Below are 13,735 nucleotides of genomic sequence, written 5' to 3'. Positions count from 1 at the left end.
TTCCTACCCCGCATGGCCCGGCTTGTCATAGGTTATTTTATATCTAAAGTGGAGTTTGAGAGATCTTTACAGTATGAATGGGACCTATGATTAAAAAGACCAAGAAGATTGCAGCTCAGTTAATAAAAATCCTGTTCGCAGCCGGTATTATTTATTGGTTGGTCCAATCAGGTAAACTGAACTTCTCGGCCCTAAGAAATCTTTTAAATCCAGGCATCATGGCCCTTGCCGCGGGCATCGTTCTTGTGAACTTTTTCTTGGCCAGCGAGCGCTGGAGAGTTCTGGTAAAGTCTCAGGGTATTCCCGCGAAGGCCTGGTCTTCGTTTAAGCTTACTTTGATTGGTCAGTTCTTTAATTTTGCCATGCCCGGCGGAGTCGGCGGCGACGTGATCAAGGCATTTTATTTTACTCGTGAATTCCCTGGCACCAAAGTGGTCGCAGCCACCAGCGTATTGATCGACCGTGTACTCGGCCTTTATGCCATGATCTTATTGGCGATGATGGTGATGATTTACGACTTCGCTCATGTCAGCCATGTTTCGACACTTTTGAATTTGTTTTATTTTATCGTGGCTTTGTTTGTCGTGTTTTCTGTTGCTCTGGGTTTGGTTTTCTCCACGAAAATCTATGACCGCCAGGTTCTAAAACGCGTCATCAACAAGCTTCCCCTTTCTGAAAAGTTCATGAAGATCTACGAAAGCCTGCATCTTTATGGCAATCATATCCCGCGAATCATCCAGGTGATCGTATTAAGTTTGATCGCACAAACGACGGCTATCTTATTTTTGTATATGGTGGGAGTCGCTTCGGGCTTTACAGATATCCCTGCAAAAACATACTTCCTGGTGGCACCTTTGGGCTTTATGGCGACGGCTATTCCCATTTCCCCGGCGGGAGTTGGCGTGGGTCAGGCCGCTTTCTATTTCCTGTTTAACGTTTACACTGGCAAATCCACAGACGTGGGTCCGACGACAATCACGGCATTTCAAGTCTGCTCATTCGTGGTGAGCTTGCTGGGAGCTTTCTTTTATATGCGCTACAAACGCCCTAAAGATATCTCCGAAGCTTCAGATATGGCCTGATATTTAAAACCAGCATTTGCGAGGCGGAACTTTTCCAAAGTTTCGCGCTCTTGTTCAAATTTCTCTGACTTCAATAAAAAGCACTGTCCGACACCGGCAGAATAGGCCGCGATCAAATCCGTTGCGCTGTCTCCAACCATCAACGATTTTGGCATATCCACTTTCAGCTTTTCTTTCACAATTTGAAACATACCAGCCCGGGGTTTTCTTAAGCTGGCGAAAGTTCGTCCTTCCGGCACTGCTTCGTTTTCGATAAACGAAGACCACACACACTCATCAATCCAGGCACCATTCTGAGCCAGCATTCTTAACATGCGCTGATGCACGGATTTGTATTCCGACCAAGAAATGCGCCCCCGGCCGATACCGGATTGATTGGTGACCACAGAGACCCAGTACCCCAGGTCATGTGCTTTGCGTATCAAATTGACCACTTCAGGAATTAACTCAACCTTTTCAGGATCCTTGTTGTAGGGAACATTTTTAACCACGACGTCATCGCGGTCCAGAAATAAGCAGGGAGTAAAGTCCGCGGCCTCTTCCTGCCAGTTCTCCATCAACGAATCAAATTGAGTTGCCAGGCTCTGCCAGAAGATCTCCCAGGAACTTAGATCGGCATTGTGCCATAGATAATCCACGGCATGAGGCATGCTATCCGCCGGAGAAACCCAAACACGCTGCCCTTGCAGCTTTGCATCCAGACTTTGCAGCACACTTTTCTGACCCTCGAAAAAGAAAATCAGATCATGAGGGCCTGTGCGATGATTGCCGCGCAAAAAGTCATTATGACTACGAACTGCGAATGGAATTCGCCCGGAGAACTGCTGACTCAGTGGACTTAGCCACTTTGTTAGATCCTGCGGAGCCTGGTCATTAATAAATACCAGCATCCCGCCCATTCGAACTGTGTCTGCAACAAGTTGTGCCCATGATTTCATATATCTAAAAACATACGACAAACGCTTGGGACTGTCCTCGCTTTTCACTTGCCGCCACGCATTTTTGTCATAAACTTTATAGAGTTTCGAATCAGACCTTAATAACGAGGACAACTATGACGTTACTGTTAAAACAGCTTTTCAATTTTATCAAACTTCTGAATTCCGACACAGATACGATGCCCTTGGCATTTGGTCTTGCGTTGGGTCTGCTTCTGGGGTTCGCACCGTTTTTCTCCATTCAGACGGCCATTGTGCTGTTTATCGTTTTCGTTTTCCGAGTTCAATTGGGAGCGGCTTTTCTTTCCGCTTTCTTTTTTAAATTCGTGGCGTTTCTGTTCGACATGCCGGCACATCACCTTGGCAAAGTCGTATTGGAAATGGAAAGCCTTCGTCCGCTTTTCGTTAGCATGTACAACATGCCTTTTGTTCCTATGACCCGCTTTAACAACAGCATCGTCATGGGTTCGATGATCGTCTCTGTTTTGTTATTTCCATTTGCCTACTACGGATTCAAAGCCATGATCATCGCCTACCGCGCCGCTGTCGTGGCTCGCTTCAAAGGTACGAAATTCTGGAAGGCCCTGACGGCCACCAAATTTTATAATTGGTACGTTAAATATGATGATCTTTACGGGAACTAGGACTGAACCATGACAAACACTCAAACACCTCCTGACGTTAAAATGAAAAAGAAAAAAGGCATCATCCGCTGGGGCGCTCTGATTCCATTCATCATTTTCTGTACTGTTGTCGGCCTCTACTTCCATTTCTTCTTTGATGGGCATTTACGCCGCGCTATGGAGTGGAGTGGCTACAAAGCACTCGGTGCCGAAGTTAATATTGCCGATCTTAAAACGAGCTTTTTCAATGCCCATATCAGCATTAAAGGTATCGAGTTTACCGACGCCGAAAAGCCGACCCACAACTCCCTGAAAATCGGTGAAATCCGCTTCGGAATGCTTTGGGATGCCCTACTGCGTGTGAAGTTCGTGATCAACGAAGCTGTTGTTGAGCAAATTGAGTTCGGCAATCAACGTTCCCGCCCCGGTAAGGTGGCACCTCCCCCACCGGTTTCCAATGAGCCAGGCGTTCTGGCAGTTGAAAGCGATAAACTGAAGACTCAGGCAAAAAAAGAACTGGATGCACAATACGGAGAAAACGTATTGGGTGATGTTATCGCCATGTTGGGTGGAACAGATGCCAATGTTCAGCTGCAGAAGCTGCAGGAGTCGCTGCCTTCCAAAGCCATGATCGAAAAATTCGACAAGGATCTGAAAGAGAAGCAAACAGCCTGGGATGCCCGCTTAAAAACACTTCCTCAGGAAAAAGACATCAAAGCTTTGGGTGACCGTCTGAACAAGGTTCAATACAAGGACTTTAAGAACCCTCAGGAAATTGCCTCCTCTGTTCAGCAATTGGACGGCATTTACAAAGAAGCCGATGGACACTACAAACAACTGCAAGCCGTCAGCAACGATCTGGACAAGGATCTGAAAGCTTTGCAAGCGCAGTACGGCGACATTGAAAAACAGATCAAGGTGGACATCAAATCCCTTGAACAGCACTTCCGCATTCCGCAAGTGGATGCGAAAGCGTTGACCATGGCCGTTTTCAATCGCTACTTGGAGCCGTACAAGGCCAAGTTCTTCCGCTATAAATCTTTGGCAGAAAAGTACCTTCCACCAAAGTTCACCAAGAAAGGTGCCAACAAAGAGGAGGAAGTTGCAATTCAACCTCATCCGCGTGAGGAAGGCATTTCCTATGAATTCGGTCGTCCCAATTCCTACCCAATGTTCTGGGCAAAGCGCACAGCGATCAGCTCGCAAGCGGGCCTGACACCGAACTCGGGCAATATCAAAGGAGAAATCCTGGACATTACTTCCAATCAAAGATTGATAGGGCGCCCGACCATCGCAACTGTAGCTGGAGATTTCCCAGCCATGGAGATCTTGGGTTTTTTGCTTCGTCTTTCCTTGGACAATCGCCAGGATGATTCAGTTATCGACTATCAGTTTAAAGTTTCCTCTTATGCCATCACCGGAAAAGATCTTGTGCAAAGCCCTGATGTTAAAATCGCCTTCAACAAAGCCAATGGCGAACTGGGCATTCAAGGCAAGCTTGTGGGAATGAAGAATCTGTCTGTGGACTTCGACAACAAGTTCACAAAGATTGACTACAACGTTTCGTCGACGAACAACATCGCTGATGAAATCCTAAAGGCAGTGTTCGCGGGCATCCCCGTGGTAACATTGACTGCAAATGGTCAGGGAGATTTGCCGAACGTTCCTCTATCAATTAATTCCAATCTGGGACCTGAACTTTCGAAAGGATTTGAAAAACAGATCCAAGCCAAAGTCGACGAAGCCCGCAAGAAAATTGAAGCTTACGTAGAGCAGGAAATCGGCAAACAAAAAGCTGAAGTCGAAGCACAGATCAATCAATTCAAAGGGCAATTCGAAAAAGAAGTAAAGAAAGCCCAGGAACAATTGGATTCGCAAAAGAAACAAGCTGAATCCCGCATTGATACCGCCAAGAAAGATGCTGAAAACCAAGGTCGTAAACAGCTGGAAAAAGAAGGTCAAAAAGCTGTTGATGAACTAAAAAAACGCTTCGGCCTATAACGAAGAAAACACGTGGCGAGTTTGCACTTACTGAGCGCAAACTCGTCGACCGGATTCACAAGTCCCCTTCTGCCAACCCATCCAAAATAAATTCCCTTTCCGTTCTGAGAAAATTCATTTTCTCTAATTTCCAAAAACTGTTCATCGTTCAAACACTCCTTCTTTTCTTTCCAAAAGTTTCGTAGAGGTTATTTGCAGGACCTGAACAGGAGTTCGACGCTAACTTGTAAATTATTAAAATCATTAGGTATTTTAGCTCGCATTTGTCTTTTCCTCTTTTTTTGGGGTCACCCAACGTGCTAGCCTTTTTGTGAGGTAGCAAATTATGAAAAAGATGAATCTAACAAATCTTCTGTTCTTAAGTATTGTGACTGCAGCAACAGCAGCATGCTCCAAAATGGAGTTTTCTCCAGTACCACAGGAATTAGCTTCATCCGTACCAGGCACTTCAGTAAGTTTCTCCCAAGTCGTAGGTTACGGGAATAAACAAGTCGACTTCCTTATAGTATTCGACGACTCAAACTCCATGCTCCCAGATCTTAAGAAGCTGGCGGCCGGCATGGGTGATTTCGTCGCATCTCTTGAAAGCTCAGGTATCGACTGGCAAATGTGTATGACCAACACTCGCGCCATGAATTCAGTTTGGGGTTACTCGTCAGATTGGGTTGGATACTCCCCGGCTTCCGGTGTTCCAGCTTACCTACTGAAAAAAGGCGCATCAAATCTTGGCAGCATTTTCGAGAACACCGTCACGGCAATGACTATTGGTGGATCCGGCTCAGCTGATGAACGTGGTTTGAAGGCCACTTACAATCACTTTGCTCTTTCAGGTTCCAACGGATGCTATCGTCCAGGCGCTGCACTTTCAGTGATCCTTATTTCAAATGAAGACGAACGTTCAGTGGGTGGCGATCCTGCCAAAGTCAAAGCCAACGACGCTGTCGGCAGCCTTATTCCACTGGAAGCCGAAGACCAGCCAGAAAACGTCCTGGCAATGGCGAAAAACCGCTTCGGTAACGATGTCCGCTTCACATTTAACAGTATCATTGTAAAACCAGGCGATAAATCCTGCGAGGCTATGCAAGATGCAGCTTCAGCTTCCCCAAGCCATGAGGGTGTGCACTACGAAAAACTATCTGTACTGACGGATGGTGGTGTGGGTAGCATCTGTGATTCGAGCTTCGCGAATAACTTGAATACCTTCCGCGACAAGATCGTGAATTCAATGACTCACATGACACTTCAATGTGTGCCTGCCGCAGGAACCGTGCAGATCAAAATCAATGGCTCTGCTTTCACAAAGTTCTCAGTTTCAGGCAATATTTTGAAATTCAACTCGCCACTTGTTGAGGGCACGAAAATCGACCTGGCATTTGATTGCCAATAGATTCCAAGATTTAATTTAATGGATAAATTTGAGAGCGTCAGAGACACAGGATTTGTCTCTGACGTTTCCACATTCTAGAGGCGACTGCGCTTGCCTCTACAGACCGCCTACTTGGCTTCCAAGAGAGTCTTTACATACTCAACAGAATCCTTGGTATGCCAGTCAATGGAACCTACCAGCTTCTTAACCAGCTTCGAATTCTTATCCAACACCAATGATTCCGGTAAACGAGTGACTTCGAACATCTTCATCAGGCTGCGATCCTGGTCGTAAACGATCTTGATATTCGCGCCTTTCAACTCAGGGAAGGACTTCAGGAAAACGTGGATGTCCTGCTCATTGCTATCACCAGAAACAGCAATCAGCTGAACGTCACCCTTGAACTCATTCACCAGCTTAATTAAGGACGGCACTTCTTCCACGCAAGGCCCACACCAAGAAGCCCAAAAATTCAGAATGACTACTTTCCCTTTTAAACCATGCAATTCAAAAGACTGCCCATCCAAAGATTTTGCAGTGAAGTTCGGAGCCCCTTCTGTTTCCATTTTTTCTACGGAAGAAATCGTAGTTGGACTTTGTTCCATGCGGGTCATGAAATAGCGATCGAATGCCCAAACCGACAACGCGCCAATTACCAGAACCAGGGCCAATGCTTTTAGATGTTGTTTCATTGAAGTTCCTCCTGATCGTAAAGTACCAAAAAAAAACCCAGGTTGCCCTGGGTTTTTTGGAAAATCAGTTTTGATCCTCGAAATTAAGCGCGAGATTTAGCGCGTGCTTTCTTTTGAGTCTTTTTAACAGTTTTCTTTTTAGCAGCTACAGTTTTTGTAGACGCTTTTTTCGCTTTAGAAGCTGCTTTTTTAGCTGGCTTTTCAGTAGCTTTAGCAGTTTTTTCTTCTTTAGCAGCTGTTTTAGCTTCGAAATCGTAGTCTACGAACTCAAGGAACGCCATCTCAGCAGTGTCACCTGGGCGACGACCGATTTTGATGATGCGAGTGTAACCACCTGGACGAGAAGCAAAACGAGGAGACAAGTCCTTCATGATGATGCTTACAACGTTTTTATTTGGGTAGCGAGACAACAACAAACGAGTTGTGTTCAAGTCACCTTTTTTACCCAAAGTGATAGCGCGCTCAACGTGACGGCGAGTTTCTTTCGCACGGTCAACAGTTGTAGTGATACGGCCGTGCTCTACTAGAGACTCAACCAAACCGCGCAACAACGCTTTTCTAGGGCCAGATTTACGATCGAAATGCTTTACTCTTCTTCTGTGTGAACTCATATGTTCTCCGGTTAAAACGTGGGGACCGTATCAGGTATCCTCACGAAGAACACTCAAGCGGAATTGCTCGGTGTTTCTTTTTCGGGCTCCAGCCCTCACCAACTCCTCAGGGAGTTGGTGTCATCACAGCTTGTGACTATTGTTGTGTTTCTCTTTTTACTGGTGGTTGAGAAGGATCCCAACCTGGAGGCGGCCAACCTTCGATTTTCATACCAAGGCCAAGACCCATCTCGCCCAAGATCTCTTTGATCTCGTTCAAAGACTTGCGTCCAAAGTTTTTAGTTTTAAGCATCTCTGCTTCAGAACGAACAACCAACTCACCGATGTAACGGATATTAGCGTTTTTCAAGCAGTTCGCAGAACGAACAGAAAGCTCAAGATCGTCAACAGAACGGAACAAGTTCTCGTTCAATGAAGGCGAACCTAGCTCGCGAGATTCTTCAACTGGCTCCATGCTTTCATCGAAAGTAAGGAAGATTTGAAGTTGTTCTTTCATGATTTTAGAAGAAAGAGCAACTGCTTCGTCCGGCTTCAATGAACCATCAGTCCAAACTTCCAAAGTCAATGCATCGTAGTCAGTTCTTTGACCAACGCGCGCATTGGAAACATTGTAGTTAACTTTACGGATTGGGCTGTAAAGAGCGTCAACACCGATGAAGCCAACTGGAAGGTCTGTTTCTCTGTTTTCAACAGGTACGTAGCCACGACCGAAACTTACAACGATTTCCGCTGCGAAGTTACCGTTCGCACCCAAAGTAGCGATGTGAAGATCTGGGTTCAAAACTTCGATCTTATCAGAAACTTGGATGTCTGCTGCAGTAACTTTGCCTGGACCTTTTTTAGAGATCTTCAAAGTCAAAGAGTCAGAAGTGTATTGTTTGAAACGAACTTCTTTAAGGTTCAAGATAATGTCAGTAACATCTTCAAGAACGTCTGGGATCGTAGTGAACTCGTGCAATACACCTTCGAATTTAACCGCAGTGATTGCAGAACCCATCATAGAGCTAAGAAGAATTCTTCTTAGGGAGTTACCAAGAGTAACGCCGAAACCTCTTTCAAGCGGACGGATAATGAATTTTGCGTAGTCATCACGAAGAGTATCACGATCAACCTCAAATCCCTTTGGTTTGATCATTTCTCTCCAAAACTTATAATAATGCTCTTGCATGGATCCCCCGAGAGGTTAAATAAACTGAGTAATTTTTGTTAAAAAACGTTAGGAGCGAACTTATTCACTCTCCATTCAACTAGAAATGGACGATTTTAACAAGCTGTCTTGCTTCGCGGCACGGTTTTTGAATCAAACAGCGTGAATCGCTTCACGCTGTCGATCGAAATCCAGAAATCTTCAAACCAAAAGGCGACCTTATTAGGTGTCGCCTAGTGAGTTTATTAGATTCTTCTGCGCTTAGGAGGACGGCAACCGTTGTGCGGAACTGGAGTGATATCTTTAAGAGTCAAGATTCTCATACCAGTAGCAGCCAATGCACGGATAGCAGGCTCACGACCAGCACCAGGACCTTTAAGATATACGTCCACTGCTTTCATGCCAGCTTCCATAGCTTTCTTAGCAGCGTCTTCTGCCGCAACTTGCGCTGCGAATGGTGTACCTTTACGGCTACCTTTGAAACCAAGGTGACCTGCAGATGACCAAGAAACTGTAGCACCAGTAAGGTCAGTCATAGTAATGATAACATTACCGAAACCCGCTTGGATGTAGCAGTTCCCTTGAGGAACGTTTCTTTTAACTTTTTTCTTAGCACCTGTTTTGTTTTTATTTTCAGTGTTCATCGCTAATTCCCTTTAACTACACGGCTTTTTTCTTGTTAGCTACCGTCTTCTTAGGACCTTTGCGAGTACGTGCATTAGAACGAGTGTTCTGACCACGAACTGGCAAGCCTTTACGATGACGGATACCGCGATAACAGTTTAGATCCATCAAACGCTTAATAGATTGGCCAACTTCACGACGAAGATCACCCTCTACTTTAAAGTTTTGCTCGATGATTCCACGAATTTTAGCGATGTGCTCGTCTGTCAAACCTTCAGTTCTTAGAGTTGAAGGAATGCCAACTTGCTTGCAAATCATAGCCGAACGAGGACGTCCAATGCCGTAGATATATGTCAACGCGATTTCAACGCGCTTATTTCTAGGTAAGTCGACACCAAGAATACGTGCCATGATTAACCCTGCCTTTGCTTATGTTTAGGGTTCTCGCAGATAACGCGAATAACGCCTTTTCTTTTAATAACTTTACATTTGTTACAGATTGCTTTTACTGATGGTCTTACTTTCATACTTGTCTTCCCATACTTGCTAATTATTTGGCCGAAAAATGACCAAAATACACAGCAAAATTACACACGAGGAGTCGGACGCTATCACCGAGAGCTGTTAATGTCTAGAGATAAAATAATAATAAAAGTGGTTAGCCTATTATTTTTTCGATCTCTGTATAGACCTGCTCGGTGTCCCTATTACCGTCGACTTCGATGTATTTTCCTGATTTTTTATAAAACTCTTTTAGTGGGCTTGTGAATTCCTGGTAGGTTTTAAGGCGCGTCTCAATAACGTCTGCCTTATCATCATTGCGCTGAACTACTTCACCGCCGCAGTTATCACATTTGCCTTCCGTCTTGGTAGGCTTACTGACGATATGGTAGACAGCCCCGCAACTTTTACATACGCGTCTACCTGTTAAACGATCCATCAAGATTTCCATTGGAACTTCCAAAAAAATGGCTTTTCCAATGGAAAGTGTCATCTTATTCAAAAGGTTATCCAAGGCTTCAGCTTGCGCCACAGTTCTTGGGAAACCATCAAGGATAAAGTTATTTACGCCTTTTTGAAGTACTTCTTCAACCATGCCGATAACAATGCTATCTGGCACAAGTTGACCTTTATCCATGTACTCTTGGGCTTTTTTACCAAGGTCAGTCTGACCTTTGATAGCTGCTCTGAACAAATCCCCAGTGCTAATTTGAGTCATTTGCAATCGCTTGATCAACAACTCAGATTGTGTACCTTTACCGGCCCCTGGGGCTCCAAACAGAATCAAGTTCATTAAAATTGAACCCTTCTGCTGCGGATTTTCGCACCCTTCATGAAGCCTTCGTATTTTTGAGTGATCATGTGAGATTGAACCTGCTGAGCAGTATCCAAAGCAACACCAACCAAGATCAAAAGTGAAGTACCACCGAAGTAGAACGGAAGGCTCATTTGAGAAGCTAAAATACCTGGCATTACGCAGATCGCAGACAAGTAGATGCAACCCAATACGTTAACGCGCTCAAGTACTTTTTGAATGTAATCAGCAGTGCTCTTACCAGCGCGAACGCCAGGAATGAAACCGCCGTACTTTTTCAAGTTATCAGCAACGTCGTTTGGATTGAAAACGATCTCTGTATAGAAGAACGAGAAGAATACGATCAACATCACGAACATGATATTGAAGATTGTGCCTGATGGATTCAAAGAATCCTGAAGCGCCTTCAACCACGGTGTTTGAACGAACTGAGCCATTGTTGCTGGGAACATTAGCAAAGAACTCGCGAAGATCGGTGGGATAACCCCAGAGAAATTGATTTTAATTGGAAGATGGCTTGTCGGAGTTTGCATAGACTGCATACCACCGCCACCAGCACGTTGAGAATACTGAACAGTAATTCTACGTTGTGCAACTTCCATATAGATAACCGCAGCGATAATAGCGACCATCAAAACCAATAGAAGCAAGATAACTGCGAATTTCATTTCGCCAGAAACCATTAGCTCCCAAAGACGATGGGCACCTTGAGGGATAGCTGCTGCGATACCAGTGAAGATGATCAAAGATGTACCGTTACCGATACCTCTTTCAGTGATCTGTTCACCCAACCACATGATAAAGCAAGTACCCGCAGTCAAAGTGATGATTGTCATCAACTGGAATGGAAGGAATGCCACAGTTGGAGCGACCACAAGGGAACGACCATCTGGGCTTGTAGAGTTCATCAACCAAGTTGAGATACCGTAACCTTGTACGATAGCCAAAGCTACAGTCGCATAACGAGTGTATTGGTTGATTTTACGACGTCCTGCTTCGCCCTCTTTTTTCAAAGATTCCAAAAGAGGAACCGCTGAAGTCAGAAGTTGGAAAATGATGGAAGCAGAGATGTAAGGCATAATTCCCAGTGCAAAAATACTGAACTGGGAAAGTGCACCACCCGTAAAGGTGTTGAAGAGTCCGAAAATCCCCTGGCTTTGAGCCTGGAAGAAAGAAAGCACCGCAGTTCCATCCACGCCTGGCGTTGGAACGTGAACTCCGATTCTGTAGACGGCCAATAAGGCCAACGTGAAGAATATACGTTTACGAAGATCCGAATTCTTTGCGATGCTTTCAATTGCAGACACTACTTAATTACCTCGACTTTGCCGCCAGCAGCTTCAATAGCTTTCTTAGCGCTTTCTGAAAATTTGTGAGCTTTTACAGTCAAAGCTGTTTTAAGCTCGCCCATTCCCAAAATCTTAACCGCGCCCTTGTTAACAAGTCCAGCGTTGAAAAGAGTTTCAGGAGTTACTTCTCCAGAAAATTTAGCAAGTTGTCCTACGTTGACAATCTCAAAGTTGTTAGCAAACGCGACGTTGCTAAAACCAAATTTTGGCAAACGGCGGTGCATAGGTGTTTGACCACCCTCGAAGCCACGACGCACAGTACCACCAGTACGAGCCAATTGACCCTTGTGACCCTTAGTAGATGTGCCACCCATACCAGAACCGATACCACGACCGATTCTTTTTGGAGCGTGTTTAGATCCAGCTTTTGGAGCTAGTTGATTAAGCAAGCTCATGGATTACCCCTTAACTTCAACATTTACTAGATGTTGAACTTTCATGATTTGACCACGGTTTGCAGGAGTATCATTCACTGTTGCAGTAGAATTAACTTTCTTCAAACCAAGGCAACGAACTGCATCTTTTTGTTCTTGAGTGCAGCCGATAGTCGATTTTTTCAATTTTACGATAAATGTTTTAGCCATGATCGCCTCCGATTATTTGCTCAACTCTTTAAGTTGATTCAAACCATCGATTGTTGCTCTTACTGCATTGTGCGGGTTACGAGTACCAACACATTTAGTAAGAATGTCTTTAACGCCAACTGACTCAAGAACGGCACGAACTGCACCACCCGCGATCACACCAGTACCTGGAGCTGCTGGTTTCATAATAACCTTTGCAGCACCGAATTTACCGATTACTTCGTGAGGGATTGTGCGACCTTCTTTAAGAGTCACAGATTTAGCTGATTTCTTAGCAGCGCGGCTAGCTTTGCCGATAGCCTCTGGAACTTCCACAGACTTACCAGAACCAAAACCAACATCACCAGCTTTGTTACCAACAACTACTAGAGCTGCGAAAGAGAAGCGACGACCACCCTTAACAACTTTTGTTACGCGGTTGATCGCTACTACACGCTCTTCTAATTCAGCTGCTTGAGCTTGAACTTTCTCCACATTCACTCCTTAGAAATTGAGGCCGCCCTCACGAGCGCCATCAGCTAGAGATTTAACACGGCCGTGGTACAAGTAACCGTTACGGTCAAATACCACGTTCGTGATTTTTTTAGCGGTAGCAGCTTTCGCTACTTCCATACCAACAAGCTTCGCCATATCGATGCCAGCTTTGTCTTCTTTACCAAGAGAGGAAACTGACACAAGAGTGTGACCAGTTACATCGTTGATAACGCTTGCATACATATGCTTACCGCTTCTGTATACGCAAAGACGAGGTCTTTCATCAGTTCCGTTAACCGTTTTACGGATACGGATCTTCTTTTTAAGGCGATTAACTTTACGATCGCTTGTATGTTTACTCATTTTCAATTTCATACATTACCTCTATTTACCAGCAGACTTACCGGCTTTACGACGGATATGCTCACCAGCGTAACGAACACCTTTGCCCAAGTATGGCTCTGGTGGACGGAACGAACGGATTTTAGCAGCTACTTGACCAACAAGTTCTCTGCTAGCGCCAGTGATTGAAAGTGCTGTTTGTTTTTCAACTTTGATTTCGATGCCTTCAGGGATATCGAAGATTACAGGGTGAGAGAAGCCCAAAGAAAGCTCCAACTTTTTCCCTGCAACGTTTGCACGATAACCTACACCTTGAAGCTCAAGACCTTTAGTGAAACCTTTAGTTACGCCAGTTACTGCGTTTTGAACCAAAGCTCTGTAAAGACCGTGCAATGCACGAGCTTCTTTAGAGTCGTCTTTACGAGTCAACACTACCTTGTTGCCATCAACTTTAGCAGTAACTTGAGGTTGCATACCAATCTTCAAAGAAGATTTCGCGCCTTTAATTACTACTTCGTTAGCAGGTGTAACATCTACTTTTACTGTGTTATCAAAAATAACGGGTGCTTTACCAATACGAGACATGT

At 44.8% G+C, this 13,735-nt stretch carries 18 protein-coding genes; 4 read left to right on the top strand and 14 right to left on the bottom strand.

Annotated features, from left to right (window positions below):
- Nucleotides 1–86 precede the first annotated feature (86 nt).
- Nucleotides 87–1,082: a lysylphosphatidylglycerol synthase transmembrane domain-containing protein gene (locus ACLVWR_RS10250; RefSeq protein ID WP_413580562.1), complete on the top strand. Its 996-nt coding sequence runs from the start codon at nucleotides 87–89 to the stop codon at nucleotides 1,080–1,082.
- Here ACLVWR_RS10250 and ACLVWR_RS10245 read toward each other — a convergent pair.
- The gene (locus tag ACLVWR_RS10245) at nucleotides 1,037–2,020 is read right to left on the bottom strand and encodes a D-glycero-alpha-D-manno-heptose-1,7-bisphosphate 7-phosphatase (protein WP_413580561.1); all 984 of its coding nucleotides are present in this window, start codon (nucleotides 2,018–2,020) and stop codon (nucleotides 1,037–1,039) included. The two genes, ACLVWR_RS10250 and ACLVWR_RS10245, sit on opposite strands and share 46 nt — an antisense overlap.
- A gap of 116 nt (nucleotides 2,021–2,136) precedes the next feature.
- Here ACLVWR_RS10245 and ACLVWR_RS10240 point away from each other — a divergent pair, with 116 nt between their 5' ends.
- The 3 genes from ACLVWR_RS10240 (at nucleotide 2,137) to ACLVWR_RS10230 (ending at nucleotide 6,031) form a co-directional block, all read left to right on the top strand.
- Nucleotides 2,137–2,664, top strand: a complete 528-nt coding sequence (locus tag ACLVWR_RS10240; RefSeq protein ID WP_413580560.1) for a TIGR03546 family protein — start codon at nucleotides 2,137–2,139, stop codon at nucleotides 2,662–2,664.
- A gap of 9 nt (nucleotides 2,665–2,673) precedes the next feature.
- Entirely contained in the window at nucleotides 2,674–4,644 is a 1,971-nt protein-coding gene (locus ACLVWR_RS10235; protein WP_413580559.1) for a TIGR03545 family protein, read from the top strand.
- Between the two features lie 325 nt (nucleotides 4,645–4,969).
- The gene (locus ACLVWR_RS10230; protein WP_413580558.1) at nucleotides 4,970–6,031 is read left to right on the top strand and encodes a hypothetical protein; all 1,062 of its coding nucleotides are present in this window, start codon (nucleotides 4,970–4,972) and stop codon (nucleotides 6,029–6,031) included.
- 107 nt (nucleotides 6,032–6,138) lie between these two features.
- Here the strand turns inward: ACLVWR_RS10230 and ACLVWR_RS10225 are convergent, their stop codons facing one another.
- The 13 genes from ACLVWR_RS10225 to rplF all read right to left on the bottom strand — a co-directional run bounded on the left by ACLVWR_RS10225 (nucleotide 6,139) and on the right by rplF (nucleotide 13,733).
- On the bottom strand, nucleotides 6,139–6,702 hold the full coding sequence (locus tag ACLVWR_RS10225) for a TlpA family protein disulfide reductase (RefSeq protein ID WP_413580557.1): 564 nt from the start codon (nucleotides 6,700–6,702) through the stop codon (nucleotides 6,139–6,141).
- Between the two features lie 83 nt (nucleotides 6,703–6,785).
- Nucleotides 6,786–7,313 carry a 50S ribosomal protein L17 gene (gene rplQ, locus ACLVWR_RS10220; protein ID WP_413580556.1) on the bottom strand — a complete coding sequence of 176 codons (528 nt, stop codon included), beginning with the start codon at nucleotides 7,311–7,313 and terminating at the stop codon, nucleotides 6,786–6,788.
- Nucleotides 7,314–7,449: 136 nt separating this feature from the next.
- The gene (locus ACLVWR_RS10215) at nucleotides 7,450–8,481 is read right to left on the bottom strand and encodes a DNA-directed RNA polymerase subunit alpha (RefSeq protein ID WP_413580555.1); all 1,032 of its coding nucleotides are present in this window, start codon (nucleotides 8,479–8,481) and stop codon (nucleotides 7,450–7,452) included.
- A gap of 224 nt (nucleotides 8,482–8,705) precedes the next feature.
- A complete protein-coding gene (rpsK, locus tag ACLVWR_RS10210) occupies nucleotides 8,706–9,104 on the bottom strand; it encodes a 30S ribosomal protein S11 (protein ID WP_413580554.1) in 399 nt (132 codons plus the stop codon).
- Nucleotides 9,105–9,120: 16 nt separating this feature from the next.
- A complete protein-coding gene (gene rpsM / locus ACLVWR_RS10205; protein ID WP_340599068.1) occupies nucleotides 9,121–9,495 on the bottom strand; it encodes a 30S ribosomal protein S13 in 375 nt (124 codons plus the stop codon).
- 2 nt (nucleotides 9,496–9,497) lie between these two features.
- Entirely contained in the window at nucleotides 9,498–9,611 is a 114-nt protein-coding gene (gene rpmJ, locus ACLVWR_RS10200; protein ID WP_011165332.1) for a 50S ribosomal protein L36, read from the bottom strand.
- A gap of 131 nt (nucleotides 9,612–9,742) precedes the next feature.
- Nucleotides 9,743–10,378 (bottom strand): adenylate kinase, encoded by a 636-nt coding sequence (locus tag ACLVWR_RS10195; protein ID WP_413580553.1) that lies wholly within the window; start codon nucleotides 10,376–10,378, stop codon nucleotides 9,743–9,745.
- Entirely contained in the window at nucleotides 10,378–11,706 is a 1,329-nt protein-coding gene (gene secY / locus ACLVWR_RS10190) for a preprotein translocase subunit SecY (protein WP_340599066.1), read from the bottom strand. The genes ACLVWR_RS10195 and secY overlap by 1 nt, the downstream gene beginning before the upstream one ends.
- Nucleotides 11,706–12,143, bottom strand: coding sequence for a 50S ribosomal protein L15 (gene rplO, locus ACLVWR_RS10185; protein WP_340599065.1), 438 nt, complete (start codon nucleotides 12,141–12,143; stop codon nucleotides 11,706–11,708). Before rplO ends, secY begins: the two co-directional genes overlap by 1 nt.
- Nucleotides 12,144–12,146: 3 nt before the next feature.
- Nucleotides 12,147–12,332 carry a 50S ribosomal protein L30 gene (rpmD, locus tag ACLVWR_RS10180; RefSeq protein WP_340599064.1) on the bottom strand — a complete coding sequence of 62 codons (186 nt, stop codon included), beginning with the start codon at nucleotides 12,330–12,332 and terminating at the stop codon, nucleotides 12,147–12,149.
- 12 nt (nucleotides 12,333–12,344) lie between these two features.
- On the bottom strand, nucleotides 12,345–12,806 hold the full coding sequence (gene rpsE / locus ACLVWR_RS10175) for a 30S ribosomal protein S5 (RefSeq protein ID WP_340599063.1): 462 nt from the start codon (nucleotides 12,804–12,806) through the stop codon (nucleotides 12,345–12,347).
- A 9-nt stretch (nucleotides 12,807–12,815) separates the two neighbouring features.
- Nucleotides 12,816–13,181, bottom strand: a complete 366-nt coding sequence (gene rplR / locus ACLVWR_RS10170) for a 50S ribosomal protein L18 (protein WP_340599062.1) — start codon at nucleotides 13,179–13,181, stop codon at nucleotides 12,816–12,818.
- A gap of 9 nt (nucleotides 13,182–13,190) precedes the next feature.
- Nucleotides 13,191–13,733, bottom strand: coding sequence for a 50S ribosomal protein L6 (rplF, locus tag ACLVWR_RS10165; protein ID WP_088615295.1), 543 nt, complete (start codon nucleotides 13,731–13,733; stop codon nucleotides 13,191–13,193).
- Between the last annotated feature and the right edge of the window lie 2 nt (nucleotides 13,734–13,735).

Origin of the sequence: Bdellovibrio sp. HCB288, assembly GCF_047305935.1 — a bacterium.
In the GTDB taxonomy this organism is placed as follows: Bacteria; Bdellovibrionota; Bdellovibrionia; order Bdellovibrionales; family Bdellovibrionaceae; genus Bdellovibrio.
Note: the sequence above shows the minus strand (reverse complement) of the source record. Positions and strands in the feature narration are given on the sequence as shown.

What these genes read in the sequence shown, in the direction of transcription:
- ACLVWR_RS10250 (WP_413580562.1), top strand. Translation starts at nt 87, where the DNA reads ATGATTAAAAAGACCAAGAAGATTGCAGCTCAGTTAATAAAAATCCTG.
- ACLVWR_RS10245 (WP_413580561.1), bottom strand. Translation starts at nt 2,020, where the DNA reads ATGAAATCATGGGCACAACTTGTTGCAGACACAGTTCGAATGGGCGGG.
- ACLVWR_RS10240 (WP_413580560.1), top strand. Translation starts at nt 2,137, where the DNA reads ATGACGTTACTGTTAAAACAGCTTTTCAATTTTATCAAACTTCTGAAT.
- ACLVWR_RS10235 (WP_413580559.1), top strand. Translation starts at nt 2,674, where the DNA reads ATGACAAACACTCAAACACCTCCTGACGTTAAAATGAAAAAGAAAAAA.
- ACLVWR_RS10230 (WP_413580558.1), top strand. Translation starts at nt 4,970, where the DNA reads ATGAAAAAGATGAATCTAACAAATCTTCTGTTCTTAAGTATTGTGACT.
- ACLVWR_RS10225 (WP_413580557.1), bottom strand. Translation starts at nt 6,702, where the DNA reads ATGAAACAACATCTAAAAGCATTGGCCCTGGTTCTGGTAATTGGCGCG.
- rplQ (WP_413580556.1), bottom strand. Translation starts at nt 7,313, where the DNA reads ATGAGTTCACACAGAAGAAGAGTAAAGCATTTCGATCGTAAATCTGGC.
- ACLVWR_RS10215 (WP_413580555.1), bottom strand. Translation starts at nt 8,481, where the DNA reads ATGCAAGAGCATTATTATAAGTTTTGGAGAGAAATGATCAAACCAAAG.
- rpsK (WP_413580554.1), bottom strand. Translation starts at nt 9,104, where the DNA reads ATGAACACTGAAAATAAAAACAAAACAGGTGCTAAGAAAAAAGTTAAA.
- rpsM (WP_340599068.1), bottom strand. Translation starts at nt 9,495, where the DNA reads ATGGCACGTATTCTTGGTGTCGACTTACCTAGAAATAAGCGCGTTGAA.
- rpmJ (WP_011165332.1), bottom strand. Translation starts at nt 9,611, where the DNA reads ATGAAAGTAAGACCATCAGTAAAAGCAATCTGTAACAAATGTAAAGTT.
- ACLVWR_RS10195 (WP_413580553.1), bottom strand. Translation starts at nt 10,378, where the DNA reads ATGAACTTGATTCTGTTTGGAGCCCCAGGGGCCGGTAAAGGTACACAA.
- rplO (WP_340599065.1), bottom strand. Translation starts at nt 12,143, where the DNA reads ATGAGCTTGCTTAATCAACTAGCTCCAAAAGCTGGATCTAAACACGCT.
- rpmD (WP_340599064.1), bottom strand. Translation starts at nt 12,332, where the DNA reads ATGGCTAAAACATTTATCGTAAAATTGAAAAAATCGACTATCGGCTGC.
- rplR (WP_340599062.1), bottom strand. Translation starts at nt 13,181, where the DNA reads ATGAAATTGAAAATGAGTAAACATACAAGCGATCGTAAAGTTAATCGC.
- rplF (WP_088615295.1), bottom strand. Translation starts at nt 13,733, where the DNA reads ATGTCTCGTATTGGTAAAGCACCCGTTATTTTTGATAACACAGTAAAA.